Origin of the sequence: Archangium lipolyticum (genome assembly GCF_024623785.1) — a bacterium.
Lineage (GTDB): Bacteria > Myxococcota > Myxococcia > Myxococcales > Myxococcaceae > Archangium > Archangium lipolyticum.
Genome location: NZ_JANKBZ010000016.1, coordinates 164,693 through 187,548, shown reverse-complemented (window position 1 = coordinate 187,548; position 22,856 = coordinate 164,693). Strand labels below are relative to the sequence as shown.

At 67.6% G+C, this 22,856-nt stretch carries 23 protein-coding genes; 8 read left to right on the top strand and 15 right to left on the bottom strand.

Annotation, left to right across the window (positions count from 1 at the left end; all coding sequences use genetic code 11):
• Window positions 1-60: 60 nt before the first annotated feature.
• The gene (locus NR810_RS30440; protein ID WP_257457872.1) at window positions 61-978 is read right to left on the bottom strand and encodes a DUF3396 domain-containing protein; all 918 of its coding nucleotides are present in this window, start codon (window positions 976-978) and stop codon (window positions 61-63) included.
• A 223-nt stretch (window positions 979-1,201) separates the two neighbouring features.
• Here NR810_RS30440 and NR810_RS30435 point away from each other — a divergent pair, with 223 nt between their 5' ends.
• On the top strand, window positions 1,202-1,402 hold the full coding sequence (locus NR810_RS30435) for a hypothetical protein (protein ID WP_257457871.1): 201 nt from the start codon (window positions 1,202-1,204) through the stop codon (window positions 1,400-1,402).
• A 130-nt stretch (window positions 1,403-1,532) separates the two neighbouring features.
• Here the strand turns inward: NR810_RS30435 and NR810_RS30430 are convergent, their stop codons facing one another.
• The 12 genes from NR810_RS30430 to NR810_RS30375 all read right to left on the bottom strand — a co-directional run bounded on the left by NR810_RS30430 (window position 1,533) and on the right by NR810_RS30375 (window position 13,744).
• Entirely contained in the window at window positions 1,533-1,922 is a 390-nt protein-coding gene (locus NR810_RS30430; protein WP_257457870.1) for a cytochrome C oxidase subunit IV family protein, read from the bottom strand.
• 9 nt (window positions 1,923-1,931) lie between these two features.
• The gene (locus NR810_RS30425; RefSeq protein WP_257457869.1) at window positions 1,932-2,570 is read right to left on the bottom strand and encodes a cytochrome c oxidase subunit 3 family protein; all 639 of its coding nucleotides are present in this window, start codon (window positions 2,568-2,570) and stop codon (window positions 1,932-1,934) included.
• Window positions 2,560-4,182 carry a cbb3-type cytochrome c oxidase subunit I gene (locus NR810_RS30420; protein WP_257457868.1) on the bottom strand — a complete coding sequence of 541 codons (1,623 nt, stop codon included), beginning with the start codon at window positions 4,180-4,182 and terminating at the stop codon, window positions 2,560-2,562. Before NR810_RS30420 ends, NR810_RS30425 begins: the two co-directional genes overlap by 11 nt.
• Window positions 4,160-5,281: a cytochrome c oxidase subunit II gene (gene coxB / locus NR810_RS30415; protein ID WP_257457920.1), complete on the bottom strand. Its 1,122-nt coding sequence runs from the start codon at window positions 5,279-5,281 to the stop codon at window positions 4,160-4,162. The genes NR810_RS30420 and coxB overlap by 23 nt, the downstream gene beginning before the upstream one ends.
• A 50-nt stretch (window positions 5,282-5,331) precedes the next feature.
• Window positions 5,332-5,730: a hypothetical protein gene (locus NR810_RS30410; RefSeq protein WP_257457866.1), complete on the bottom strand. Its 399-nt coding sequence runs from the start codon at window positions 5,728-5,730 to the stop codon at window positions 5,332-5,334.
• Complete coding sequence (locus NR810_RS52235) at window positions 5,727-6,899, bottom strand: hypothetical protein (RefSeq protein ID WP_306818644.1); 1,173 nt, start codon at window positions 6,897-6,899, stop codon at window positions 5,727-5,729. The genes NR810_RS30410 and NR810_RS52235 overlap by 4 nt, the downstream gene beginning before the upstream one ends.
• A gap of 5 nt (window positions 6,900-6,904) precedes the next feature.
• Entirely contained in the window at window positions 6,905-7,522 is a 618-nt protein-coding gene (locus NR810_RS30400) for a c-type cytochrome (RefSeq protein ID WP_257457865.1), read from the bottom strand.
• Window positions 7,519-8,052 (bottom strand): DUF3341 domain-containing protein, encoded by a 534-nt coding sequence (locus NR810_RS30395; protein WP_257457863.1) that lies wholly within the window; start codon window positions 8,050-8,052, stop codon window positions 7,519-7,521. The genes NR810_RS30400 and NR810_RS30395 overlap by 4 nt, the downstream gene beginning before the upstream one ends.
• A 3-nt stretch (window positions 8,053-8,055) precedes the next feature.
• Entirely contained in the window at window positions 8,056-9,489 is a 1,434-nt protein-coding gene (gene nrfD, locus NR810_RS30390) for an NrfD/PsrC family molybdoenzyme membrane anchor subunit (RefSeq protein WP_257457861.1), read from the bottom strand.
• Window positions 9,482-12,502: a TAT-variant-translocated molybdopterin oxidoreductase gene (locus tag NR810_RS30385; protein ID WP_257457859.1), complete on the bottom strand. Its 3,021-nt coding sequence runs from the start codon at window positions 12,500-12,502 to the stop codon at window positions 9,482-9,484. The genes nrfD and NR810_RS30385 overlap by 8 nt, the downstream gene beginning before the upstream one ends.
• On the bottom strand, window positions 12,490-13,137 hold the full coding sequence (locus NR810_RS30380; RefSeq protein ID WP_257457858.1) for a cytochrome c3 family protein: 648 nt from the start codon (window positions 13,135-13,137) through the stop codon (window positions 12,490-12,492). The genes NR810_RS30385 and NR810_RS30380 overlap by 13 nt, the downstream gene beginning before the upstream one ends.
• A gap of 226 nt (window positions 13,138-13,363) precedes the next feature.
• Complete coding sequence (locus NR810_RS30375; protein WP_257457857.1) at window positions 13,364-13,744, bottom strand: phage holin family protein; 381 nt, start codon at window positions 13,742-13,744, stop codon at window positions 13,364-13,366.
• A gap of 199 nt (window positions 13,745-13,943) precedes the next feature.
• Between NR810_RS30375 and NR810_RS30370 the strand changes: the two genes are divergently transcribed.
• Window positions 13,944-14,489 carry a hypothetical protein gene (locus NR810_RS30370; RefSeq protein WP_257457856.1) on the top strand — a complete coding sequence of 182 codons (546 nt, stop codon included), beginning with the start codon at window positions 13,944-13,946 and terminating at the stop codon, window positions 14,487-14,489.
• 88 nt (window positions 14,490-14,577) lie between these two features.
• Window positions 14,578-16,545 carry a permease gene (locus NR810_RS30365; RefSeq protein ID WP_257457854.1) on the top strand — a complete coding sequence of 656 codons (1,968 nt, stop codon included), beginning with the start codon at window positions 14,578-14,580 and terminating at the stop codon, window positions 16,543-16,545.
• Window positions 16,546-16,563: 18 nt separating this feature from the next.
• Here the strand turns inward: NR810_RS30365 and NR810_RS30360 are convergent, their stop codons facing one another.
• On the bottom strand, window positions 16,564-16,905 hold the full coding sequence (locus NR810_RS30360) for a hypothetical protein (protein WP_257457853.1): 342 nt from the start codon (window positions 16,903-16,905) through the stop codon (window positions 16,564-16,566).
• A 283-nt stretch (window positions 16,906-17,188) separates the two neighbouring features.
• Between NR810_RS30360 and NR810_RS30355 the strand changes: the two genes are divergently transcribed.
• On the top strand, window positions 17,189-17,623 hold the full coding sequence (locus NR810_RS30355; protein ID WP_257457852.1) for a MerC domain-containing protein: 435 nt from the start codon (window positions 17,189-17,191) through the stop codon (window positions 17,621-17,623).
• Between the two features lie 16 nt (window positions 17,624-17,639).
• On the opposite strand, the gene NR810_RS30350 is transcribed toward NR810_RS30355, so the two are convergent.
• Entirely contained in the window at window positions 17,640-17,945 is a 306-nt protein-coding gene (locus NR810_RS30350) for a S24 family peptidase (RefSeq protein ID WP_257457851.1), read from the bottom strand.
• Window positions 17,946-18,192: 247 nt separating this feature from the next.
• Between NR810_RS30350 and NR810_RS30345 the strand changes: the two genes are divergently transcribed.
• The 4 genes from NR810_RS30345 (at window position 18,193) to NR810_RS30330 (ending at window position 22,851) form a co-directional block, all read left to right on the top strand.
• On the top strand, window positions 18,193-19,071 hold the full coding sequence (locus NR810_RS30345) for a DUF2381 family protein (protein ID WP_257457919.1): 879 nt from the start codon (window positions 18,193-18,195) through the stop codon (window positions 19,069-19,071).
• A gap of 12 nt (window positions 19,072-19,083) precedes the next feature.
• A complete protein-coding gene (locus NR810_RS30340) occupies window positions 19,084-20,874 on the top strand; it encodes a serine/threonine protein kinase (protein ID WP_257457850.1) in 1,791 nt (596 codons plus the stop codon).
• Between the two features lie 109 nt (window positions 20,875-20,983).
• A complete protein-coding gene (locus NR810_RS30335; RefSeq protein ID WP_257457849.1) occupies window positions 20,984-22,126 on the top strand; it encodes an AAA family ATPase in 1,143 nt (380 codons plus the stop codon).
• Entirely contained in the window at window positions 22,123-22,851 is a 729-nt protein-coding gene (locus NR810_RS30330) for a hypothetical protein (RefSeq protein WP_257457848.1), read from the top strand. The genes NR810_RS30335 and NR810_RS30330 overlap by 4 nt, the downstream gene beginning before the upstream one ends.
• The last annotated feature ends 5 nt before the right edge of the window (window positions 22,852-22,856 follow it).

Below are 22,856 nucleotides of genomic sequence, written 5' to 3'. Positions count from 1 at the left end.
ACTCCTTTTGGCACCCACTGGGCGGCACCCGCATTCTACGGTGCTGCTCCTCCAAAGCCATCACAGTCCGTCAAGGAACCGGCGCTCCCAGCGGCGCCTGTCCTCCGGGCGGAATTGGCTCTCGGGCAGGGGCCCCTCGTAGAGCCAGGGCTCCAGCACTCGCGCCAGCTCTCGATAGGCGGGCAGTGTTCGGCCCTGCTCGGTATCTCCCGCTTCCGGCCACTCCCCCAGCGTCACCACCGCTCGCTCACCGTCCAATTCCTGCACCGTGGTGTCCGGTGAGCGCAGCCGCGCGCGCAACGCCGCAGCACCTCCCAGCTCTCCCAACACGGGCTGGCCCAGGAACGTCAGCCACGAGGGGCCTCGCACCCGTGTGCCGATGTTGTACGAGTAGAGCGCCACGTCGGGAATGTCCATGCCCGGGTAGCGGAAGCACCGGTCCTGAATCTCCTTCGTCACCCCCACTGCATCGTTCAAACCCAGGAAAGCCAGTCCTGCGTTGCCGGAGCAGAAGGGCAGAGGGGCCGCCAGCTCCAACGCCAGCGCTCGCACCCGCCCGGGTCCCTGCTCCTCCAGGTACTCCGTGGACAGCCAGAACGATGCCACGCATGCATACTTCTCCGACCTTCTCCAGGTAGGGTCGTCGAGCCGTCTGCCGTAGTACTCGAAGTGGTACCTCTGTGGGCCCACCTCCCTGGCTTCTCCCAGGATGACTCGCGGCCAACGTGCCTCCAGCAGCTTGCGCCGTGTGAGTGCCCAGCCCTCCGCATCGAGTAACTGAAAGTCCCCTTCGTCATCCACGTAGAAGCCGAGATTCTCCGAACCCACCGCGTCCAGGTAGGCATCCAGCGAGCGCATCACCGCCCGTGCCATCTCCGTGTGCCGCCGGCGCATGTAGAAGTCCAGCCGCAATCCCTCATGCACCAGATAGCCGCCGAACTCCGTACGAAGGCGGATTTTCGGGTAACGCTCGCTCACCAGCAGGCTCCCTTCCGCGGACCGATGGGGTGGACTTCGGGCACGAAGGCTTCCTTGTAGATATCGCCTTGGAGTTCACCCTCGTAGCGGTGTCCCGGAGGGTACTCCCTCCATTCGGGAGGCTTGTCGAAGTCCACACACCGGAACTTGAAGTCATAGACGGCACGCACCTCGAGCGGATCTCCCGTGTGGCTGTGGCCCCATGCAGGAGGGCCCGGCTGACGTGCCCGCCTCCCTCACCGCGGCCGCCACGGGCCCCAACCTGCTCGCCAACGGCAGCTTCGAGAAGGACCTTCTGGACTGGAAGACCTGGCAGGCCACCCTTGTCGCCCACCACCTCTGCATCCAACTCGATGCCTTCAAGATCACCCTGGGCGGCCCCGTGAAGATGTATGTCGATTGGGTGAAGATCTACCAGCGGTAGACCCTCACCCCAGCCCTCTCCCAGAGGGAGAGGGGGCATACACGGGTTCAACTCGCGGTCCTCGATACCCTCACCCCGTCCCTCTCCCGATGGGAGAGGGGTGGGTGTTCCTCTTGTTGTTCCTGGTGACTCAGTTCCCCATCAAGCGCTTGGACCCGCTCCCCGGTGGTGCCGTCCTCGTCGACTCCGGCCTCCTCGGCTCCAGCTCCTCCTCGATTCCGTCCGGTCTCGACATCCGGATCCTCGTCATCACCTCCAACAACGTCACTCCCAAGAGCAGGCACAGGAACACCGCTGATACTGGCAACACCACCCTCCTCGCCCCCGGCTGCTCCACCAGGTGCATGAAGAACATCGCCACCAGCACCGTCTTCATCACCGCCAACCCCAACGCCACCGGCAACGAGAACGCTCCCAGCTTCAGCTTCGTCCCCAATACCCACGTCGCCACTGTCAGTACCGTCAGCGCTCCCCACACCACCACGTAACCCCACGCGGACTTCTTCTTCTCCTCCGCCATGCTCCCCCCTCACTCCACCAGGTACAGCAGTGGGAAGATGAACAGCCAGAAGATGTCCACCAGGTGCCAGTACAGCCCTCCTACCTCCACCGGGATGTGGTACTCGGCTGTGTATTTCCCTGTCAGCGCTCCCCACACCAGCCACCCCAACAGCCCCAGCGCCACCAACATGTGGATCGCGTGCAGCCCCGTGAGCAGGAAATACAACGTGAAGAACAGGCTCCCCCCTCGCTCCGGCACTTCCGCCAGCCGGTAGTACTCCCCTGGCAGCGCCCCCTCCTTCCAGTGCTCCCAGTACTCCCACCCCTTGATCCCCAGGAACCCCAGCCCCATCCCGATCGCCAATACCAACACCAGCACCGTCTGTAATTGTCTCCCCTGCCGGATGGCGTGCACCGCCAACACCACGAACAGGCTGCTCGTCACCAACAACAGCGTCTGCACCATCGCCCAGTCCGCCTTCAGGTGCTTGCTCGCCTCGACGAACACCTCCGGGTAGTAGTACCGGTACACCGCGTACCCAACGAACAGGTTCGTGAACAGCAACACCTCCGAACCCAGGAAGATCCACATCCCCAGCTGCGCCGCCTGGCTCTGGTTCTCCCTGCTCCCGAAATGCTCCTCCCACGGTGAGCTCTCAGTAGACACGCGGCACCTCCGCTACCGTGTAGTCGTGCACCTCCCGCTCGAACCTCGGCGCCTCCGTGAAGTTGTGCGGCACCGGGGGAGACCCGCTGTACCACTCGTACCCCCTCGAACCCCATGCGTTCACCGGCGCCTCCGCCCCGTACCTCAGCGACCACAGCAGGTAGATGGCGATCAGCCCGAACCCGAACGCCAACAACGACGCCCCCGCAGTGCTCAGCACGTGCAGCCACTGCATCTCCCTCGGGTACTCGTAGTACCTCCGCGGCATCCCCATGTTCCCCAACAGGAACTGCGGCAGGAACGTCACGATGAACCCGAAGATGATCGTCATCGCCGCCAGGAACGACCAACGCTCCGGATACAGCCTCCCGAACATCTTCGGCCACCAGTAGTGCAGCGCCGCAAGGAACGCCATCAGCACCGCCCCCACCATGATGTAGTGGAAGTGCGCCACCACGAAGTACGTGTCGTGCCAGTGCACGTCCAACGACGTCGTCGCCACCGCTACCCCCGTCATCCCTCCAAACATCAAAAGGAAGATGAACCCCAACACGTACAGCAATGGCACCTTCAGATCGATCGACCCCCCATACAGCGTCGCCACCCAGTTGAAGATCTTGATCGCCGTGAAGATCGCCACCAGCATGCTCAGCACCCCGAACACCCCGGACCCGAACGTCGACTGGCCCGACACGAACATGTGGTGCCCCCACGTGAAGAACCCCACGAACGCAATCCCAAACGTGCTCGCCGCCACCATCTTGTAGCCAAAGATGTTCTTCCGGCTGTACGCACACACCACCTCGGTGATCACCCCCATCGCCGGCAACACCATGATGTAGACCGCCGGGTGTGAGTAGAACCAGAACATGTGCTGGAACAGCACCGGATCTCCCCCTCGCGACGGGTCGAAGATCCCCATCCCCAGCACCCGCTCCGCCGCCACCAGCAGCAACACCATCCCCAACACCGGCGTCGCCACCACCTGGATCACCGACGTGCCGTAGATCGTCCACACGAACAGCGGTATCCGCGTCCAGTGCATCCCCGGCGCCCTCAGCGTGTGCACCGTCGTGATGAAGTTCAGCCCCGTGATGATCGTCGAGAACCCGATGATGAACACCCCCATCAAGATGGGTGTCACCGTCGTCGGTGAGACCGTGCTGTACGGCGTGTAGAACGTCCACCCCGTGTCCGCTCCGCTCCACAGCATCCCGAACACCGTCAGCAGAGATCCCGCCAGGTAGATGTAGAACGACGCCAGGTTCAGCCTCGGGAATGCCACGTCCTTCGCCCCCAGCATGATCGGCAATACGAAGTTGCCGAACGCCGAGGGAATCGCCGGAATCATGAACAGCCACACCATCGTCACCCCGTGCAGGGTGAACATCCGGTTGTACGTCATCGGGGCCATCACCGTCGGCCCCGGGGTCAGCAACTCAATCCGCAGCGCCATCGCGAAGATGCCGCCCAGCAGCAACGCGAAGATCACCCCCACCAGGAACATCACCCCGATGCGCTTGTGGTCGCGCGTCAGCAGCCACGACCTCACCGTCGTCTCATGGTTGAGATAGGTGATCGCCGGTTGATTACTTCCCGCCGCCAGGTTCATACACGGGCCCCTCCGAACGGGTGTTCTCCAGCCGCGCGCTTCTCAACGTCTTGATGTACTCGAGCAGCGCCGCCACCTCCGCCGCCCCCAGCTGCCCCTGATACGACGGCATCACCGGCTCGAACCCCTCCACCAGCCGGTCCTGCGGCTTCATCATCGACTCGGTCAGGTACGCCTCGTCCGCCACCACCGTCTCCCCCGTCGTCAGCCGCTCCCGCCTCCCGTACAGGTCCAGCCACGTGGGCCCGATGTGCGCCGTCCCATCCACTGAGTGGCACTTCAGGCACCCCCGCTCCGCCGCCAATCGCTCACCCCTCTCCGGCAGCGTCCCCCTCTCCGCGTACATCAGCTCCCCGTGCGGCTCCTGTGCGTCGTACCTCGCCGCCCGCCGCGCCGGGATTCCCGACTCCTCACGCTCCGGTCCGCTCGGGCTCGCGTCCTTCAGCGCCACCAGGCCCTTCCTCTGCTCCTTCATCCACGCGTCCCAGTCCGCCTCCGAGAGCGCCACGACCTCCGCCCACATCTCCGAGTGCTTCAGCCCGCAGTACTCCGCGCACATCACCCGGTAGCTCCCTGGCTTCGTCACCTCGAACCAGGTCTGCGTATACGCCCCAGGTATCGCGTCCTGTTTGATGCGAAATGCCGGCACGTAGAACGAGTGGATGACGTCCCTGCTCGTCAGCAGCAGCCTCACCGGCTTCCCCACCGGCACCCTCAACACCCCGATGGCGTTGGGCCCCTCCGGATACGTGAACTTCCACATCCACTGCTTCGCCACCACGTACACGTCCATCGCCTCCGGCGGCGGCGTCTGCATCCGGATGAAGTCGTGGTACCCGATGTAGAACCACACCAGGAACGTCGTCAGCGGTACCCCCACGAACAGCAACTCCCACCCCAGCGTCCCCTGCACCCTCGGCGTCACGTCCGTCTCCGAACGTCTCCGGAACCGGATGAGGCAGTACGCCGCGAACCCGAAGATCAGCGCCGCCATCACCAGCGCCGCCGTGATGATCGCGTAGTGCAGGTGGTCCACGTCCTTCGCGATGCTCGACGCCTGCTCCGGCAGGAACAGGCTCTTGCGGAAGAGTTCCTCCAGCACCCCGCTGTCCGTGCTCTCCGTGCCCGCGTGGGCGGTGTCTCCCCCGTTCATCTCCCGCCTCCGTCCCGCCGCTGCTGCTCGCCCACCACTCGCTCGATCGCCCGATCGATCGGGATGTGCACCACCCCCCCGTCACGATCCACCCACCCGTATTCGTGCAGCTTCCGCCGCTGCTCGTTCGTCTCCTCGTAGGCCCGCGTGTCCAGCTGGAACAGCCCCGTGTTGACGATGTTGATCTCCGCCCTGCCCAGCTCCGGGGGCTCCGATGGGCCCGCCGGGTTCAGGTTCTTCCCGCGCTCCTGCAACTGCGCCCACGCGCTCACCACGAAGAACGTGAAGAGGATGAACGCTCCCGCGATCACCCCGCTGATGAGCCTCCCGCTCACCGCGTCCCTCGCTCGCGGCGGCGTCTCCCACTCCACCTTGGACTCGTCCCCGGTGCTCATTCGTCGTACCCCAGGGATTCGTGCAGGTAGGGGTCCCCCACCGGCACCGTCGCGTACCCTCGCAGCCTCCACAGCGTGAAGGCCACCGCCGCTCCTCCCACTCCCAGCCACGCCGATACGTCCGCCCAGTGCACCCGCACCTCCCCCGGGCTCACCACCGGAATCACCAGCCACCACGTGTCCACCACGTGCCCCAACAACAGCCACCCCGCCATCACCCCCAGCGTCCGCCGGTGTCTCTTGAAGGGCCTCGACAGCAACACCAGGAACGGCACCGTGAAGCGCGCGTTCACGATGAACAGCGCCACCGGCTCCCACGCCCCCCTCGCTCGCAGGATGTACCAGGGCACCTCGTGCGGCAGATCCGCGATCCAGATCAGGAAGAACTGGCTGTACGCCATGTAGGCCCAGAACACGCTGAACGCGAGCAGGAACTTCCCCAGGCTCGCACGGTGCGAGTCATTGACCAGCTCCCCATACAGGTTCGGCCCCCGCGCCAGCGTCGTCGCCAGCGTCAGCATCGCCACCACCCCCACGAACGCCCCCGCGAACCAATACAACCCATACACCGTCGAGACGAACAGCGGCTCCAGCGACATCAGCCAGTCCAACGACGCGAACGACATCGCCAGCCCCACCACCGGCAGCGCCCCCGCCCCCAGCCACCTCTGCCACTTCGTCAGCCGCAACTCCCCCGTCTCGTCCTGCTTCCGCGACCAGCGCAGCAACAGCTCGCTCGCGGCGATCCACACCCCGAAGTACACCGCCGAGCGCACCGCCCAGAACGGCAGGTTCAGGAACGCCCGCTTGTGCTCCAGCTTCTTCAGCTCCCTCTCCGGCAGCGCCAGGTGCGGATCCATCCACGGGTACAGGTGGCTGGCCCCCGCCAGCAGGGGAACGAAGAGCACCGCGAACAGCGGCAGCGTCCCCGCCATCGTCTCCAGCATGCGCCGCAGCACCACCGGCCACCGCGCCTTCGACGCCTGCCACGTCCCCAGCAACACCAGCGACGCCACCCCCAGCCCCGCCCAGTACGCGAAGGCGAACAGGTACCCGAAGAACGCCCTCCTCGTGTCCACCGCGAAGCCCCACCCCGTCACCGCCAGCCCCACGGCGCCCACCGCCGCCGCGGCCAGCATCGGCACCCTCCCTCCCGTGAAGCGCTCCATCACCTTCACGGCGTCCCCTCCTTCAACAGCAAGGGTCTCGCCTCGGGCGGCACGTCCTCCAGCCTCGCCCTCTGGCTCCCCTGCAGCGCCCTCACGTACGCCACCACCGCCCAGCGCTGCTCCGGCGTCAGCTTGTCCTCGTACCCCGGCATCAGCCCGAACCCCCGGCTGATCACCTCGTAGTAGTAGCCGTCCGGATGTGGCGGCAGGTCCAGCAGCGACGGCGGCTGTCTCAGCCCCATGTTCCGCGCTACCTGCGCCCTCCCGTCCCCCAGGATGCCGTGGCACACCGCGCAGTAGACCTCGAACGACTCCCCTCCGCTCTCCACCACCTCCCGCGTCAGCGTCAGCGGATTGCCCTCCACGAAGCCGCCATCCGGCCCGTCCTTCCCCAGCAGGAAGAACCGGTCCTTCCCCCTCCTGTCCCTCGGCACCGTCCCCGCCGGCGGCTGGCGCATCGCACGGTCGTCCGCGAAGAACTCGCTCTCCCGGTACGGCAGCGCCTTGGGTTGATCCTTCATCCCCGCCCAGCCCTGCCAGTCCACCGAGCAGCCGGACAGCAGCTGCGTCACCGTCACCGTCACCGTCACCGTCACCGTCACCGTCAGGAGGAGTCGCTTCATTGCGCCTCCTCCACCACCGAGGTGTTTCGCGCCTTCAGCTCACGCAGGGCGCTCAGCAGCGCCTCCGTCTCCTCCCGCCGCTCCGTCGTCACGCTCACCCAGAAGCCTCCCGTGGACGCCGTCCGGAAGGTCTCCAGCTCGAAGAGCGGATGGTGCGGCCTCGGGAAGCGGAACAGCCACATCAGCCCGAAGAAGATGGTCAGCGCCGCGAACAGCACCATCGTCTCGAACGTGATGGGAATGAACGCCGGCCCCGCGTTCAACGGGCGGTTTCCCACGTTGAGCGGCCAGTCCACCGCGTTCGTCCACCACTGCACCGCGTACCCCAGCGCCGCCCCGCTCAGCCCCGCCACGAACGCGAAGCCCCGGATGGGCGAGGGCTTCAGCCCCAACACCTCGTCCATTCCCTCCACCGGGTAGGGCGTGAAGGCATCCAGCTTCTCCCGCGCGTGCCCCAGCTCGCGCAGCCTCCCGAGCGCCTTCTTCGCCTCGGCCCCCGAGCCGAACTCTCCCACCACCCAGTAGCGCATCTCTCAGGCCTCCTTCTCCCTCAGGGGGCTCTCCGTGCGCTCCCGCTCCTCCTTCGCCGCCAGCTCCTCCTTCAGCTCGTGGTGCAGCTCCTTCACCTCCGTGATGGACACCGAGGGGATGAATTTCAGGAACAGCAGGAACAACAGCCCGAAGAAGCACATGGAACCGCCCAGCAGGCTCAGGTCCACCCACGTGGGCGAGTACCCCTCCCAGCTCCTCGGCAGGAAGTCGTGCGCCAGCGACGGCACGATGATCGTGAAGCGCTCCACCCACATGCCCACGTCCACCGCCAGCGCCGCGAACCACACCACCACCAGGTTCTTCCGTGCCTTCTCGAACCAGAACACGTGCGGCAACAGCACGTTCGAGAACATCTGGAACCAGAACAGCCACGCCCATGTGCCCGTGCGTTTGTCCGCGTACGACGCCATCTCGTACTCGTCCCCGCTGTACCAGGCGAAGAAGTGCTCCTGCAGGTAGCCGTAGGACACCATCATCCCCGTCACCAGCAGCAGCTTGCACAGGATGTCCACGTGCCTGTCCGTAATCACGTGGTTCAGTCCCAGTGAGCCTCGCACCGGCAGCAGCAGCGTCAGCACCAGCGCCAGGCCCGAGAAGATGGCTCCCGCCACGAAGTACGGCGGGAAGATGGTCGAGTGCCACCCCGGCACCTGCGCAATGGCGAAGTCGAAGCTCACGATGGTGTGCACGCTGAGCACCAGCGGCGTCGCCAGCCCCGCCAGCAGCAGGTACCCCGCCCGCCAGTGGTGCCAGTGTCTCGCCGAGCCCGTCCACCCCAGCGAGAACACCCCGTACCAGAACTGTCTCCTCGGCGTGGTGGCACGGTCGCGCGCCGCCGCCAGGTCCGGCAGCAGCCCCAGGTACCAGAACAGCAGCGACACCGTGAAGTACGTGGTGATGGCCACCATGTCCCACGGCAGCGAGCTGCGGAAGTTCGGCCAGATGCGCATCGTGTTCGGGTACGGCACCAGCCAGTACGCCACCCACGGTCTCCCCATGTGCAGCGCCGGGAACAGCGCCGCCTGTATCACCGCGAAGAGCGTCATCGCCTCGGCGAACCGGTTCACCGACGCCCGCCACTTCTGCTGGAACAACACCAGGATCGCCGAGATGAGTGTTCCCGCGTGGCCAAAGCCAATCCACCACACGAAGTCGATGATCCCGAACGCCCACGCCACCGGGATGTTGTTGCCCCATGCCCCGATCCCCCTCACCAGCGTCACCGTGACGGCCAGCAGGAAGAGTCCCGTTCCTCCCAGAGTGAGGAGCAGCAGCGCCCAGAAGATGAGTCCCGGCTTGCGCTCGATGGGCCTCAGCAGTGAGGCCGTGAGGCTCTCCGCGCTCTGCGCCCCCTCGATGAGCGGCACGGGCTCCAGTGGGTCCTTCGTCGGCGTCTCCGAAGCCTGCTCAGCCATGCTCGAGCTCCGGGTTCGGGTTCTTGATGCGCGCCAGGTACGCCGTGCGCGGCCTCGTCCCCAGCTCGTGCAGCACCGCGTAGTGCCTCACGTCCCGGTGCCGTCTCGAGACCTCCGCGTCCTCCTCGTGCAGCGAGCCGAAGACAATCGCCTCCGTCGGGCACGCCTGCGCGCACGCGGATTCGAGTGACTTCGTGTCGATGGGCTTGCGCGCCTTGCGCGCATCGATCCGGGCCCGTTCAATCCGTTGCACGCAGTACGTGCACTTCTCCATCACCCCGCGCATCCTCACCGTGACGTCCGGGTTCATGCGCAGCTTCTCCAGCTCGTCCACCCTCGGGTTGTAGTCGAGGTAGTTGAACCGCCGGACCTTGTACGGGCAGTTGTTGCTGCAGTACCGCGTGCCCACGCAGCGGTTGTAGATCATCTCGTTCAGGCCCTCGTCCGAGTGGACCGTCGCGTTCACCGGGCACACGTACTCGCACGGCGCCGCCTCGCAGTGCTGGCACATCATCGGCTGCGGAATCGCCTGGGGCTGCTCCGGCGGGCCCTCGAAGTACCGGTCCACCCTCAGCCAGTGCATCTCCCTCCCGCGCTCCACCTGCTCGCGCCCCACCACCGGGATGTTGTTCTCCGCCTGGCACGCCACCACGCACGCCCCACACCCGATGCAACGGTTCAGGTCCACCGCCATCGCCCACTGGTAGGGCTCCCCGTACTTGAACGGGTCGTACAGCTTCTCCACGTCCCCCTTCAGGTGCCCGAGGTAGTGCGCCTTCTTCTTCTCGAAGTCCTCCAGCCTGTCCTGGATGGCGATCTCCCGCCCGTGCATCGACCAGTGGTCCTGTGACGTCGCGTAGCGCCCCTTGCCCTCCACCTTCTCCACCTGGAGCCCGTCCGCGAACCACGGTGCGTCCGCGTGTCTCAGCAGGTACGCGTTCACCCCCAGCGTCCCCGGCTTCTCGATGCTGTCATCGAGCCACTCCCGCCCCCAGCCAAGCTCCAGCGACACCGTGTCGTCCGCGTGCCCAGGCAGCACGTACACCGGTGCCTCCACCCAGCGGCCTCGCAACGTCAGTCTGGCTTTGTCTCCTGGCTCCAGCCCCAGGCGCTCGGCCGTTCGCGGGCTCATGAGCGCCGCGTTCCCCCACGCCAACATCGTCAGCGGGTCCGGCATCTCCTGCAGCCATGCGTTGTGGAAGTAGCGTCCGTCCCGCACCTTGTAGCCGGGCAGCAGGTTGAGCTCGAGCCCCTGTGAAGGTCTGCTCGTGAAGGCCCGGACGCTCGCCTCCACCGCTCCCGCGTCCACCGTGGCCGTCACTCCAGGCCGCGCCGTGTCTGGAATCGTTCCCACCGCCAGCCACTGGTCCCAGGTGTCGTCGAACACCGGGCCCGCTCCGCCCCGCTGTCTCGCGTGGTGGGCCTTCACCCACTGGTATGCCGTTTGATCCGCCACTCCCGCGAATGGCGAGAGCACGTCCAGCTCCGTCAGCCCTCCGTAGAGCGGTTGGATGAGCGGCTGGATGATGCTCGTCGTTCCATCGAGTGACCTCGCGTCACCCCAGCTCTCCATCACGTGCGCCGCCGGGAGCACCCACGCGCACTTCCTCGCCGTCTCGTCCTCCCGGTACGCCAGGTACACCGCGTTCGGCACCGCGCTCAGCGCCGCCCCCAGTGTCACTCCCACCGGCGCCGTGTAGGCCGGGTCGAACGCCGTCACCACCACCGTGTCCACTCGCCCCGCGCTCGCCGCCTCCGCCAGCTCGCGCAGGACCTGGGGTCCGCTCCGCACCCCGTCCACCGCGGGTTCGTGCAGTGTGATGATGTGACCCTGGCTCCCCAGCGCCGCGTTGAGCAGGTGCGCCACCGCGTGCACCCTCGGCGGTTGTCTCTCTCCCGCCACCACCACCGCGCGCTCCCTGGTTCGCGCCAGGTCCGCCGCCACCGCTCGCACCTCTCGCGCCTTCTCCGGCCAGCCGGGCTCCAACTCCCCGAAGCGCTCCAGTGTGGGCAACTTGTGGGTCCGTGCCAGCTCGCCCAGCACCGCCAGCGCGAAGCGCTCCACCTCCGAGGGCTTCATCCTCACCCGGTGGTCCGCGTTCATCCCCGTCACGCTGTGCTGGGACTCCACCACGTACAGCCGGCTCATCCGCTCGCGCTCCGGCGCTCGCGACTCGGCCCACTCTCGTGCCTCTCGTACCGAGAACGGGCCCCGTGCCAGGAAGTCCGCGTCCAGCGACAGCACCACCCGCGCCTCGTCGTACCGCACCCGCGTCTCCAGCGGCCGGCCAAACGCGAGCCTCGCCCCCTCGTGCACGTTGTCCCGGGAGAGTGCGTCGTAGGTCTCCACCCTCGCCCTCGGGTAGCGCTGGCGGATCCGCTCGAGCAGCTCGCGCCTCGCCGGTGACGTGGAGGGTTCCAACAGCAGCCACAGCCCCTCGCCTCCGTTCGTCTCCAGCCCTCGGGCCCGCTCCACCTGCGCCTCGAGGTAGTCCTTGAAGGACCGCGAGCCGCCCCCGTGCTTCACCCCCTTCACCCTCGTCGTGTCGTAGAGGTCCACCAGCAGCGCCTGCGCCACGTGGTTCGTCGCCCCCAGGCTCGCCGCATGGTCCGGGTTCCCCTCCACCTTCGTCGGCCTCCCCTCCCAGCTCGTCACCACCAGCCCCACCCCGTAGCCGTCCACCGTCCACGCCGTCGCGTATGCGTTCGGTATCCCCGGCTTCACGTCCGGCGGCTGGTGCGTGTACGGCATCACCTTCTCCGCCGGCTTCTTGCACGCCGCCAGCCCCGCCAACGCCAACGTCGTCCCCGCCAGCCGCAGGAAGCTCCTCCTCGCCAGGCCTCTCGGGGGCTCGGCCGCTCCCGGTGGGAATTCTCGCGCCGCCGCCTGCTCCAGCTCCGGTGCGTTCCTCCACTCCTCCAGGCTGCGCCACGCTCGCGGGCGCTCGTCTCCCCCCGCCTGCGGCGGCTCCTGAAGCACCGGCAGTGGGTAGCGGTCGGTCAGCGGTGGCATGTCGTGCAGTTCGTTCTCGGGTTCACGTCGTAGCGGCGCGCCAGCTCCTCCGCCGATGGGTCTCCCTCTCCGCGCTCCCAGCGCATCGAGGTGATGGTCTCCAGTGGCCGCAAGTGCGGCCCCGGGTTCCGGTGGCACTCCAGGCACCACCCCATCGACAACGGCTGCACCTGCTCGATCGATGGCATCAGGTCCACACGCCCATGGCAGGTCACGCACCCGATCCCCTTGTTCACGTGGATCGCGTGGTTGAAGTACGTGAAGTCCGGCAGGTCGTGCACTCGACGCCACGGAATCGGCTGGTCCGCGAAGTAGGCCTGACGCACGGGCTCCAGCAGCGGACTCTGGTTCCAGATCTGCGCGTGGCAGTTGAGGCACGTCGACACCGACGGGTACCCCGCACTCGACGAGACCTCCACCGTCCCGTGGCAGTAGCGGCAGTCGATCGCCTCGTCCCCCGCATGGTGCCGGTGATCGAACTGCACCGGCTGCCCCACCGGCTGCCTCATGTTCTGCGCCAGCGGGCTCCTCGCGTACAGCCACACCCCGAACACCCCAAGCACCGGGGTGCTCAGCAGCCCCGCCGCGACCACCCGGGCCACCGTGTTCGCGCGAGGTGTGAAGATCCACGCCATAGAGCCCTCGCGCTCCGCGCTCTCTCGCGGCTCCGAGGACTCTCGACCCTAGAGAGCACTTGGGGGGGCCACAATTACCGCGTTTCGTGGGCTTTCAGTTGTGAACCTGATTCCTCTCGAACTGTCTGGAATCGCTCTCCGTCCACGGCAACGGTCTCGCGGATCCAACTCGGGTCTCCCCTATACCCTCACCCCGTCCCTCTCCCAGAGGGAGAGGGGTTGATGCTCAGGTGAGGTTCTCCTTCAGCACCCCAGCTCCCTCCTTCAACGCCTGCTTCGTCTGGGTCAGCGGTTGCTCTGGAAGTGTTCTGAGTCCCAGCAGGCCCAATGCCACCGAACCCCCCAACAGCCCCAACCCCGCACACACCACCCCCTTCACTGGATTCCTCGGCATCGCCATCGCCACCGCGATTACCAGCGCGCTCAATCCCGTCATCCCCATCCACGCACTCGCCCCCAAGAGCGCGCTCCCCTTCGCCGCATCCCTCGCGTTCTCCCTCAGCTCCTCCTCCGCCCTCCTCGCCCCTGCTCTCGCCACCCTCCTCCCCTGCGTCAGCAGCTCCGCCAGGATCGACCCGCTCGCCTGCTGCTCCTTCCTCTCTTCCATGCTCGTCTCCAGCCCCCTCCCCCACCTCACACCCTAGGGTCGTCCTCCCCCTCCCCGCAGTGTGCGCTACTCGCCCGTTCCTCCCCCCAGCTCTCGACTCGGGCCATGTCCGCCCCCTCTCCTCCGCTACTCTCTTCCTCCCCGCGCCACACCGCGTCCGACCTTCTCCTCGTGTGGCCTCCGGGCCCAGGAGATGTTCATGCGCACCCCTCTCCCTTCCTCGTGGTGGCTCCTCCCCCTCGCCGCCCTCTCCCTCTCCGCATGCTCCCGCTCCAGTCTCGCCCCTGGCTCCCGCTTCGTCCGCTGTGACAACCCCACCAGCGATTACTCCATCGCCTACCCCAGTGGGTGGATCGCCAACTCCCCCGGGCAGATCGAGCCCTGCCGCTTCTTCCACCCCTCCCCCTTCACCGTTCAGCCCGGCACCGAGGAGCCTCCCCTCGCCGTCTCCGTCAAGCGCGAGCCCCTCTCCCTCCAGGAATTCATCCAGGGCAACACCGGCCCCGGCTACGACGTCCTCCAGCAGGAGCGTGTCACCCTCGCCGGTCAGCCCGCCGTCCTCCTCGAGCTGCGCACCACCGACGAGTCCACCTTCCTCCCCCCTGGCACCCGCGAGTACGTCTACGCCGTCTCCGCCGGCCCCAATGCCCTCGTCCGCGTCGGCACCCTCGACGTCCCTGGTCTCGACTACTCCCTCCACAAGGACGTCGTCGACCAGATGGTCCGCACCCTCCAGCTTCACTGACGCTCCCCTCCCGCCGCCACCCGGTTGCAGCTACAACCCGACAAAAGCTATTCTCTCGGTTCTCTCCTGATTCGCGAGGAAGACCGCGATGACGCTTCCCCTCAGTCTGGCGGTGTGGGTGCTGGCTCCCCTGGTGGAGGCGATGGTGAAGGGCCGGAGGGTGGCCAGCGCGGCCCTGGAGGGACTCGTCTTCGTCGCCCTCGGCGGCATGGTGCTGGTCCACATCCTCCCCCACAGTCTCTCCCTCGCCGGACCGGGCGCCCTCGCCGTCGCCACCCTCGGGCTGGGCCTGGCCCTGGGGCTCGCACGGCGCCTGCCCTCCATCGCCGGGCTGGTGCTCGCCGTCGCCGGGCTCGCGGTCCATGCCACCCTCGAGGGTCGCGCCCTCTCCCTCCACGGCACCGGCGGTGAGCCGCTCGCCCTGCTCGCCGTGGTCCTCCACCGGCTTCCCCTCGGCATGGGACTGTGGTGGCTCGTCCGCCCCGTCGCCGGCCCCCTCGGCGCCACCGCCGTGCTGGGCTCCGTCGCCCTCCTCGGCGCCGCCGGCCTCGGCTGGGGGGACTCGGTGCTCGGTCCCGACTCCCTCCGCGCCGCCGCCCTCTTCCAGGCCTTCTCCGCCGGCGCCTTCCTCCCCGCCCTCTTCCGCGGCGGCCGCCCCGGCCCCCCCCTCGAGGCCCCCTCCCAGCGGCTCGCCAGCGGCCTCGGCGCCCTCGCCGCCGTGGCGATGCTCCTCCTCATCTCCCGCGCCCACCCCATGCTCGGCACCCAGCCCGGGGAGCTCGGGGCGGGCACCACCTTCCTCCACCTCTCCCTCGAAACCGCCCCCGCCCTGCTCGCCGCCTACGTCCTCACCGGCCTCTTCCAGGCCTTCCTCGGCGAGGCCTCCCTCGGCTGGCTCAAGCGCGGCTCCTCCCTCTCCCAGGCCCTGCGCGGCACCATCGTCGGCCTGCCCCTCGCCCTCTGCTCCTGTGGCGTCCTGCCCGTCTACCGCGGCCTCATCCGCAAGGGCGTCCCCGTCGCCGCCGCCCTCTCCTTCCTCGTCGCCGCGCCCGAAATCGGCGTGAGCGCCTTCCTCGTCTCCGTCCCCCTCATCGGCTGGCCCCTCACCCTCGCCCGCCTCGGCGGCGCCTTCGTCGTCGCCCTGCTCTCCGGCGTCCTCGTCAGCCGCCTCCTTCCCGCCCCCATCGACTCCTCCTCCCCGGCCTCCTCCACCCCGGCCCCCTCCCTCCCCCTGCGCCAGCGGCTCGCCCTGGGGTTGCGCGAGGGGCTCGTCGAGTCGGTGGACCACACCGCCCCGTGGATCCTCGTCGGCCTGGGCATGGCCGCCCTCGTGGAGCCGCTGCTCTCCGCCGAGTGGCTCTCGCGCCTGCCTCCCGGCGTGGACGTGCCCCTCTTCGCCCTGCTCGGCGTGCCCAGCTTCGTGTGCGCCTCGGGGGCCACGCCCCTCGTGGCCGTCCTGCTTCACAAGGGCCTGTCCTCCGGCGCCGCCCTCGCCTTCCTCATCACCGGCCCCGCCACCAACGTCACCACCTTCGCCGTCATGGCCCGGCTCCATGGCCGCAAGGTGACCCTCGCCTTCGGCGCCGTGGTGGCCCTCACCTCCATCTTCCTGGGCTTCGCGCTCAACGCGCTGCTCCCCCCGCAGGCGGGGCTCGCCCACGAGCCGCACGCGGACCATGAGGGCCTCCTGGAGTGGGTGGGGCTGGTGCTGCTCGGCGCGCTCTTCCTCGCCTCGCTGCTGCGGCAGGGCGCGCGCGGCTTCCTCATCCAGCTGCTGCCCGGCACGGACTCAGGCGAGGGCGCCGCGCCCACCGGCGACAAGCTCTCGGAGCTGCACGTCCACGGGCCCTCGTGCGGGCACGACCACGGCCATGCACCCCCCGCCCCTGGGGCCCGCGGCTCCTTCATCCGGCTCCCCCAGGCCCACGTCCATGGCCCGGGTTGCTCCCACGAGCACGAGGCGCGCGCTCCCCTCCTCGTGCTCCCCTCGCCGCACGTCCACGGCCCCGAGTGCCGCGACGGCGCGAGCTGCTCCCACCGCGCCCCGCTCGAGTAGGCGCGCCCGGGAGCGGGCTCAGCTCACCACGCGCAGCGCGCCGTGGTCATCGCAGTGCCCACCGTGCGGGTGGTGCAGGTGGCCCCCCACCAGGTAGTCCACGTGGTCACCGTGCGGCACCGCCTCGTGGCCGCACTTCGGGCCGTGCTGGTGGTCCTTCGCGTGGTCCGCGCAGGCGTGCTGCGGCGTGCACTTCGCGGGATTCACCGCGTTCGCCTCGATGCTGCACTCCTGGCCATTCTTCCCGTGCAGGTGCCCCTCGTGCAGGTAGTCCACGTGGTCCCCGTGCTGCACCGCGGTGTGGCCGCAGCCGCTGGTGTGCTGGTGATCGTGCGAGGCGTGAGAATGGGTGTGGCTCATGACGCTCCGTCCTTTCAGGTTGCGTGGCGTTCCAGGTCCCCCCCTCCGGGCCGGACCCTCGGCGAAGGTACTGACGGGCTCCCCGAATGAAAACCTCTCAACACTCAGGGCCCGTGATTTTCCGCTCGGAATTGCCGCTCTGGCCTCGATTTCCAGGAAGAGGAAACGGGTTTTCTCCTGCAACCTGGATACACCAGCCACCAGGCTGGAAGTGGACTCTCGCGGGCCTCCGGCTCGCACCAGGATTGCTCCTGCCATCGAATCTCAGCTAAGAGGCGGGCCGATGAGGCACGAGCTCCCGGCGCGCGGGCAGGACAAGACATTCCCCGGAGTCGGGCGCTGGGATGCGTGGGGCCAGGGGCTGTCGCTGCTGTGCATGGCCCACTGTCTGCTCCTGCCCCTGGTGCTGGGTCTGCTGCCGTCGATGATGGGCCAGTCCCTGGAAGAGACACCCATCCACCTCGGCGTGGTGCTGCTGGCCGTCATCGTCGGCGGGGTCAGCTTCGTGACCGGCTTCCGCCAGCACCGCGACTGGTACATCCCCACGCTCGGAGCCACGGGCCTGGCCCTGCTGGTGCTCGCCCAGTCCGTCCTCCACGAGGGCCTGGCCGAGACGGGCGTCACCCTCGCTGGCGGCACCGTGCTCGTGGTCGCCCATGGGCTCAACCGCCGCCGCTGCCAGCACTGCTGCTCCGCCGCGGCCGAACAGGGCCGCTGAGCCCCGCGCGAGTCCCTCAACGCGGGTGGACCCTCACCACGCGCCCGACGACCGCCTCCCGTTTCACCCAGCCATTCACCCGGCCCAGGTTGTTGCCGATCAGCAGCCGCTCCCGCGTGGCCTCCTTGACCAGGTGGAGCAGCACTCCCCCCTTCCACCGGACCAGCACCACTTCTCCGGCCTCGACCTCCCCGGGGTCCACCGGGCCCAGCGTCACCGGCTGCCCGTCCTCGATCCGCCCCCTCATCGAGCCCCCTCGTGGCCGGATCGTCACCTGCTCCCCCCTCGCCAGCGCGCGCATGGCCTCGGTCGCCCATCCCATCGTGTGTCTCCTCGTCGGGTATCCGCGTCCGGGGACGGCCTCACCCGCCCGGAGCTGACGGCCCACCCCGCACGGCTCCACCCGACAGGCCGGGGTCCGGGCGCGAATCCGCTCAACTGGTCCGATGGTCGGACCAGTTGGCGCAACTCGCGACCGGAGGGTCCCCAGTGCGCGCTCCTGGTTCGAGCAAGGGACTTCCGGTGCCCTGTCCGACTTCTGTTAGGGTGAACTCCGGAGGTGCTCCCCCCTGGCACGACTTTTCCCGTGGTTACCGCTCGTCTTCCTCCTGATGGGAGCACGGGCGGCGGCACAGCCCCAGCTCCCCCTCCGCGAGGAACAACGGCGGCAGGTCGTCCTCCCCAGCGCTCCGGGCGAGCCCGTGCCCGAGGTCCGGGTCGCTCTCAACGTCACCTCCTATCTGCGCTTCGATGCGTCGCTGGAACGCGGTTCCCTGGAGGTGGAGGGGCGCGCCACGCGCTTCCGGTTCCTCGACGTGGGCGAGCGGCTCGTCGCCTTCGAGCCCCTGGTCGCGCCGGGCCCCGGTGAGCGGCTCGTCATGCGGGTGCGGTACAGGGACGGTGGGCAGGCCGTCCTCGCGCTCGTCTCCCATCCCTCGGTGGTGGACAAGGAGGTGGAGCTGGTGCGCCAGCCGCGTCCCCCCGAGGGGCTGGAGGTGAAGCTGGTCGAGAAGGAGGCGGAGCTCACGGTGATGAGGGCCCGATGCGCGGTGGCGGGCCCCGCCGGGCTCGTGGCGTCGGGGCTGTTGGACTCGCGGGGAATCCGCACCCAGGAGTTCGAGGGGAAAGTGCCGCCTGGCAACAGGAGTGGCCTCACCGCGGGGCGGGGGGCGGGTTACCGGGCTTTCCTCTGGGCCGTCGTGGCCGTCCGGATCACCAACACCGGGCAGAAGCCCTGGACCCCTGGCTCAGCGCGCCTCTTCAGCGCGGAGGGCACTCCGGTCAAGGTGCGGCTGGTACACCTGGACATGCTCCAACTTCAACCTGGAGAGTCCAGTCTCGTCGTCGTGGAGACGGACATTCCCGCCACCGGCACGCCCCCCTTTCTATTGGAGTTGCTGGACGCGGAAGGCGGGCGGCTGCTCCCCATCCATGGAGTGAGGCTCTAGGAGGATCGGTCCATGACGGAAGCGCTTCACCCCGAGCACCTCCAGGCTGGTGACACCGTGGGGCCCTGGCGCATCCTCTCGGTGCTGGGTCAGGGAGGCTCGGCCCGCGTCTTCAAGGTGGAACGGGACGGCCGTATCAAGTCCATGAAGATGATGCTGCGTCCCGTGTCAGACTCCGCGGAAGACATCTCGGAGGACGAACAGGCACAGGAAGCAAACACCTGGCGGCGGCTGGCACGCGAGGCAGCGGCCCTCTTCACGTACTCCTCACACCCCAACCTCCTGCGCGTGTACGCGGTGGACTTCTGGCCCAACCCCAGCAAGGGCTATCCCTTCCTCATCACCGACTTCGTGGATGGGGACACCTGGCACGAATGGCGCTGGCGGAAGCACCCTCATGCCGCCGAGCTCGTGGATACCTTCTCGCAGATCGTGAGCACGGTGGGAGATCTCCACCAGCGAGGCGTGTACCACCGGGATTTGAAGGCGGAGAACCTCCTCATCCGCCGCGAGGACGGCCGCCCCTTCCTCATCGACTTCGGCACCGTGCGTCTACCGGGAGCCCTCACGAAGACGCTGGGCGTGCCCGAGGGCGTGCTGCACCTGCTACCGCCCGAGCTCATCGCCTACACGCGCACCGAGGCGTGGAAGCGCAACGAGCCGTTTCAAGGAGGCACCGCTGCGGACCTCTACGCCCTGGGTGTGCTGCTCTACCAGGGGCTCACGGACAAGCACCCCTTCGACCCAGAGCTGCCAGACGAAGCGCTGGTGGCCGCCATCGCCACCGTCCCTCCGGACGCGCCCCACCGCATCAATCCCCGGGTACCACGCTCCCTCAGCGACATCACCCTGCGGCTGTTGGAGAAACGGCCCGAGGCGCGCTACCCCGACACCCCGGCGCTGCTGCAAGCCCTGTGGACCGCCGCCAAAGAGCGCAACTCCCCCGACTGGCGAGTGCCGCTCACGCCGCACGACGCGGCCCCAGCGGAGGCCACGCTGGAGGAGAAACAGGCGAGGATCGCACTGCACCAGGATGCAGTGCCCGAGGCCGTACAGGTGCAACATCCGGAGGACGCGAAGCATCCGGAGGAAGTTGGAACGACGGCTGCTCCCGCCAAGCGCCCAGGTTGGAGCGCGAAGCGGCTCCTCGCGCCGCTGGCGGGGCTGGGCGTTCTCTGTCTCATCGGCCTGCTCTGCGGACGGGCCGTGTTCGTTCCCTCAACCCCGAAAGGAAGCTCGCCCGTGTCTCCTTCCACCCCCGTCCAGGACTCCACCGCGTCCTCCCACGGCCCCCCACTCTGGGGGATCCTCGTCACCTGGCTGTGCGCCACCTCCGGGCTCGGATGCCCCGCCGCCCAGGTGAGGCCAGAGCCGGGAGAGTGTCCCGAAGAGGCCCGGCATGCCATGTACGAGGAACTGAAGATAAGCCCCCTGGGGCTCGGGACCGTCAACGTCATCATCGACATCCACCAACCCGGACCCATCGTGGGTTCTGGGCATGGCACCTATCGAGACGGCCCGCTCCTCGGACGGGTCATCCGGGACAGATACTCGGACCCGGAGATACCGGAGGGGACCCTGCTCTATGGGTACCTTTGGACGACGGGCTTCGTGGACGACTACGACGGGAGCACCGCGGTCTACGGCCGCTACACCCAGGCCCTGCTGCCGGACGGCCGCAAGTTCCCGGTGTGCTTCGTCCTCTCGCGCAAGGGGATATGGCCCTGGGGCGAGGGCTCCAAGCCCGGGGCCATCATCCTGCCGCGAGTGCTTGGGATCAACGCCGTCAAGCGCTGGCCGTGAACGCGCGCCCTCGCGTCCACGGTCTTCTCAACGGAGCCCCTCCGCGTTTCTTTCACAGGGAGGCGTGGATGTTAGAAGGGCTGGAGAACAGGTCGAGCGGAGCACCACGATGCGACTGAAGAGTCTCTCCTTCGAGGACAAGCGGACCGGCTGGAAGCTGGACGACCTGCACCTGGACCGCTTCAACCTCCTCGTGGGCGCGTCGGGGGTGGGCAAGACGCGAATCCTGATGGCGATCCGCACGATCTACATGCTTGGCCGGAATGGTGATACCACCGACGCGGATCAGGGCGTTCGCTTCGACCTTTGCTTCGAACACGAGGGCCAGCACTACAGGTGGCAGTTCGACAGTGCGGACCGCGACCTGCCGCCAGAGGAAGAAGGTGGAGCCCCGGCCAAGAACAGCAACGTGGTCGTTCTCTCGGAGCATCTCCACAGCAGTGGAGAAGGGCAGCTCGTCGAACGAGACCCGCACCGTTTCTTGTTCGGTAGCAGAGAACTACCGGCGCTCAACCGCACCGAGAGTGCCCTTCAACTCCTGGATGAGCCATCCATCGTACGGTTGCGCCAGGCATTCGCGACGTGCTTCCTGCGGGTCATGGACGCACAGAGCACTGCATCCATTGTCGTCAATGCACGTGGCATGCTCAGGAGATTCCCTACTCTCGAATCATTGCGTGGCCTTGTTGGCCTGCAGCCTGTCGTGAAGGCTTTCGTGCTGCAGAATGGCTTCGTCGAGCAATTCGAGCGGTTCAAACAGCTTTTCATCGACATCTTCCCCTCCGTCGAAGATGTCATCGTGAACCAACGAGAATCATACACACAGAGGGGGGGCCCCCGGGATCGCCTGTCCTTCAAACTCAAGGAGCGAGGTGTTCCCACCTGGATCGAATCCCAGGACATCTCCTCCGGAATGGCGCGCACGCTCAACCACCTCGTGGACCTGATGCTCGCCCCCGCCGGGACCGTGGTCCTCATCGACGAGTTCGAGAACAGCCTCGGCGTGAACTGCATGGGCCCGCTGACCGACTTCGTCCTGTCGCGCGCCAAAGACCTGCAATTCATCATCACCAGCCATCACCCCTACATCATCAACAACATCCCCAAGACCCATTGGAAGCTCGTGCGGCGCAAGGGAAGCACCGTGCGCGTCACGCCCGCCTCGGAGATCGCCGCGTTGCAGGGCACTTCCGCCCAGGACGACTTCATCCGGCTCATCAACTCGCCCGAGTTCGAGGAGGGCATGGAGTGAAGCTCTACTTCCTCGTCGAGGGCCGGCGCACCGAGAAGAAGCTCTACAAGGCCTGGCTAGGCCACTGCTTCCCCCTGTTCCGCGCAGTGGACAACCCCGCGGACCTCACGACGGGCTCCTTCTTCATCCTCGCCGGCATGGGCTACCCGTCCTATCTCCAGCGCATCCCCAAAGCGCTCGAGGACTCCGCCCAGCATGGGGCCGACCACCTCTTCATCTGCATCGATGCCGAGCAGCTCTCCTCCGCCGAACGGCGGCAGGAGGTGCTGTCCATCCTGGCGAACGCGACGCGGGAGTTGCGCGGCAGGGGCATCCACTACCAGGGGCAGGTCCACGTCATCGTCGCGGACTGCTGCGTCGAGAGCTGGTTGCTCGGACACCGCAGGCTCGTCCCCCGGAATCCCGAAGCGGCGCTCGCCGAGCTCAAGCGTTTCTACGATGTCTCGAACGATGACCCGGAGCGGATGGGCTGCCCCCAGGGCAATCCGCTCGAACGGGCGGGGTTCCACCTCGAGTACCTCCGCCACGTCTTCCGGCATCACGGCCACTCGTACACGAAGGAGCGGCCGGGCATCGCCACCGAGGCCAACTACCTCGCGGCCCTCCGCGACAGGTGTCTCGACCCCTCCGCGCACCTCACGAGCTTCCGCCACCTCTGGGACACGTGGGCCTCTCTCGGTGGCCGCTCCGATGTCGAGACCGCGCTCGTGACCGTGACGCCCTGAGCTTC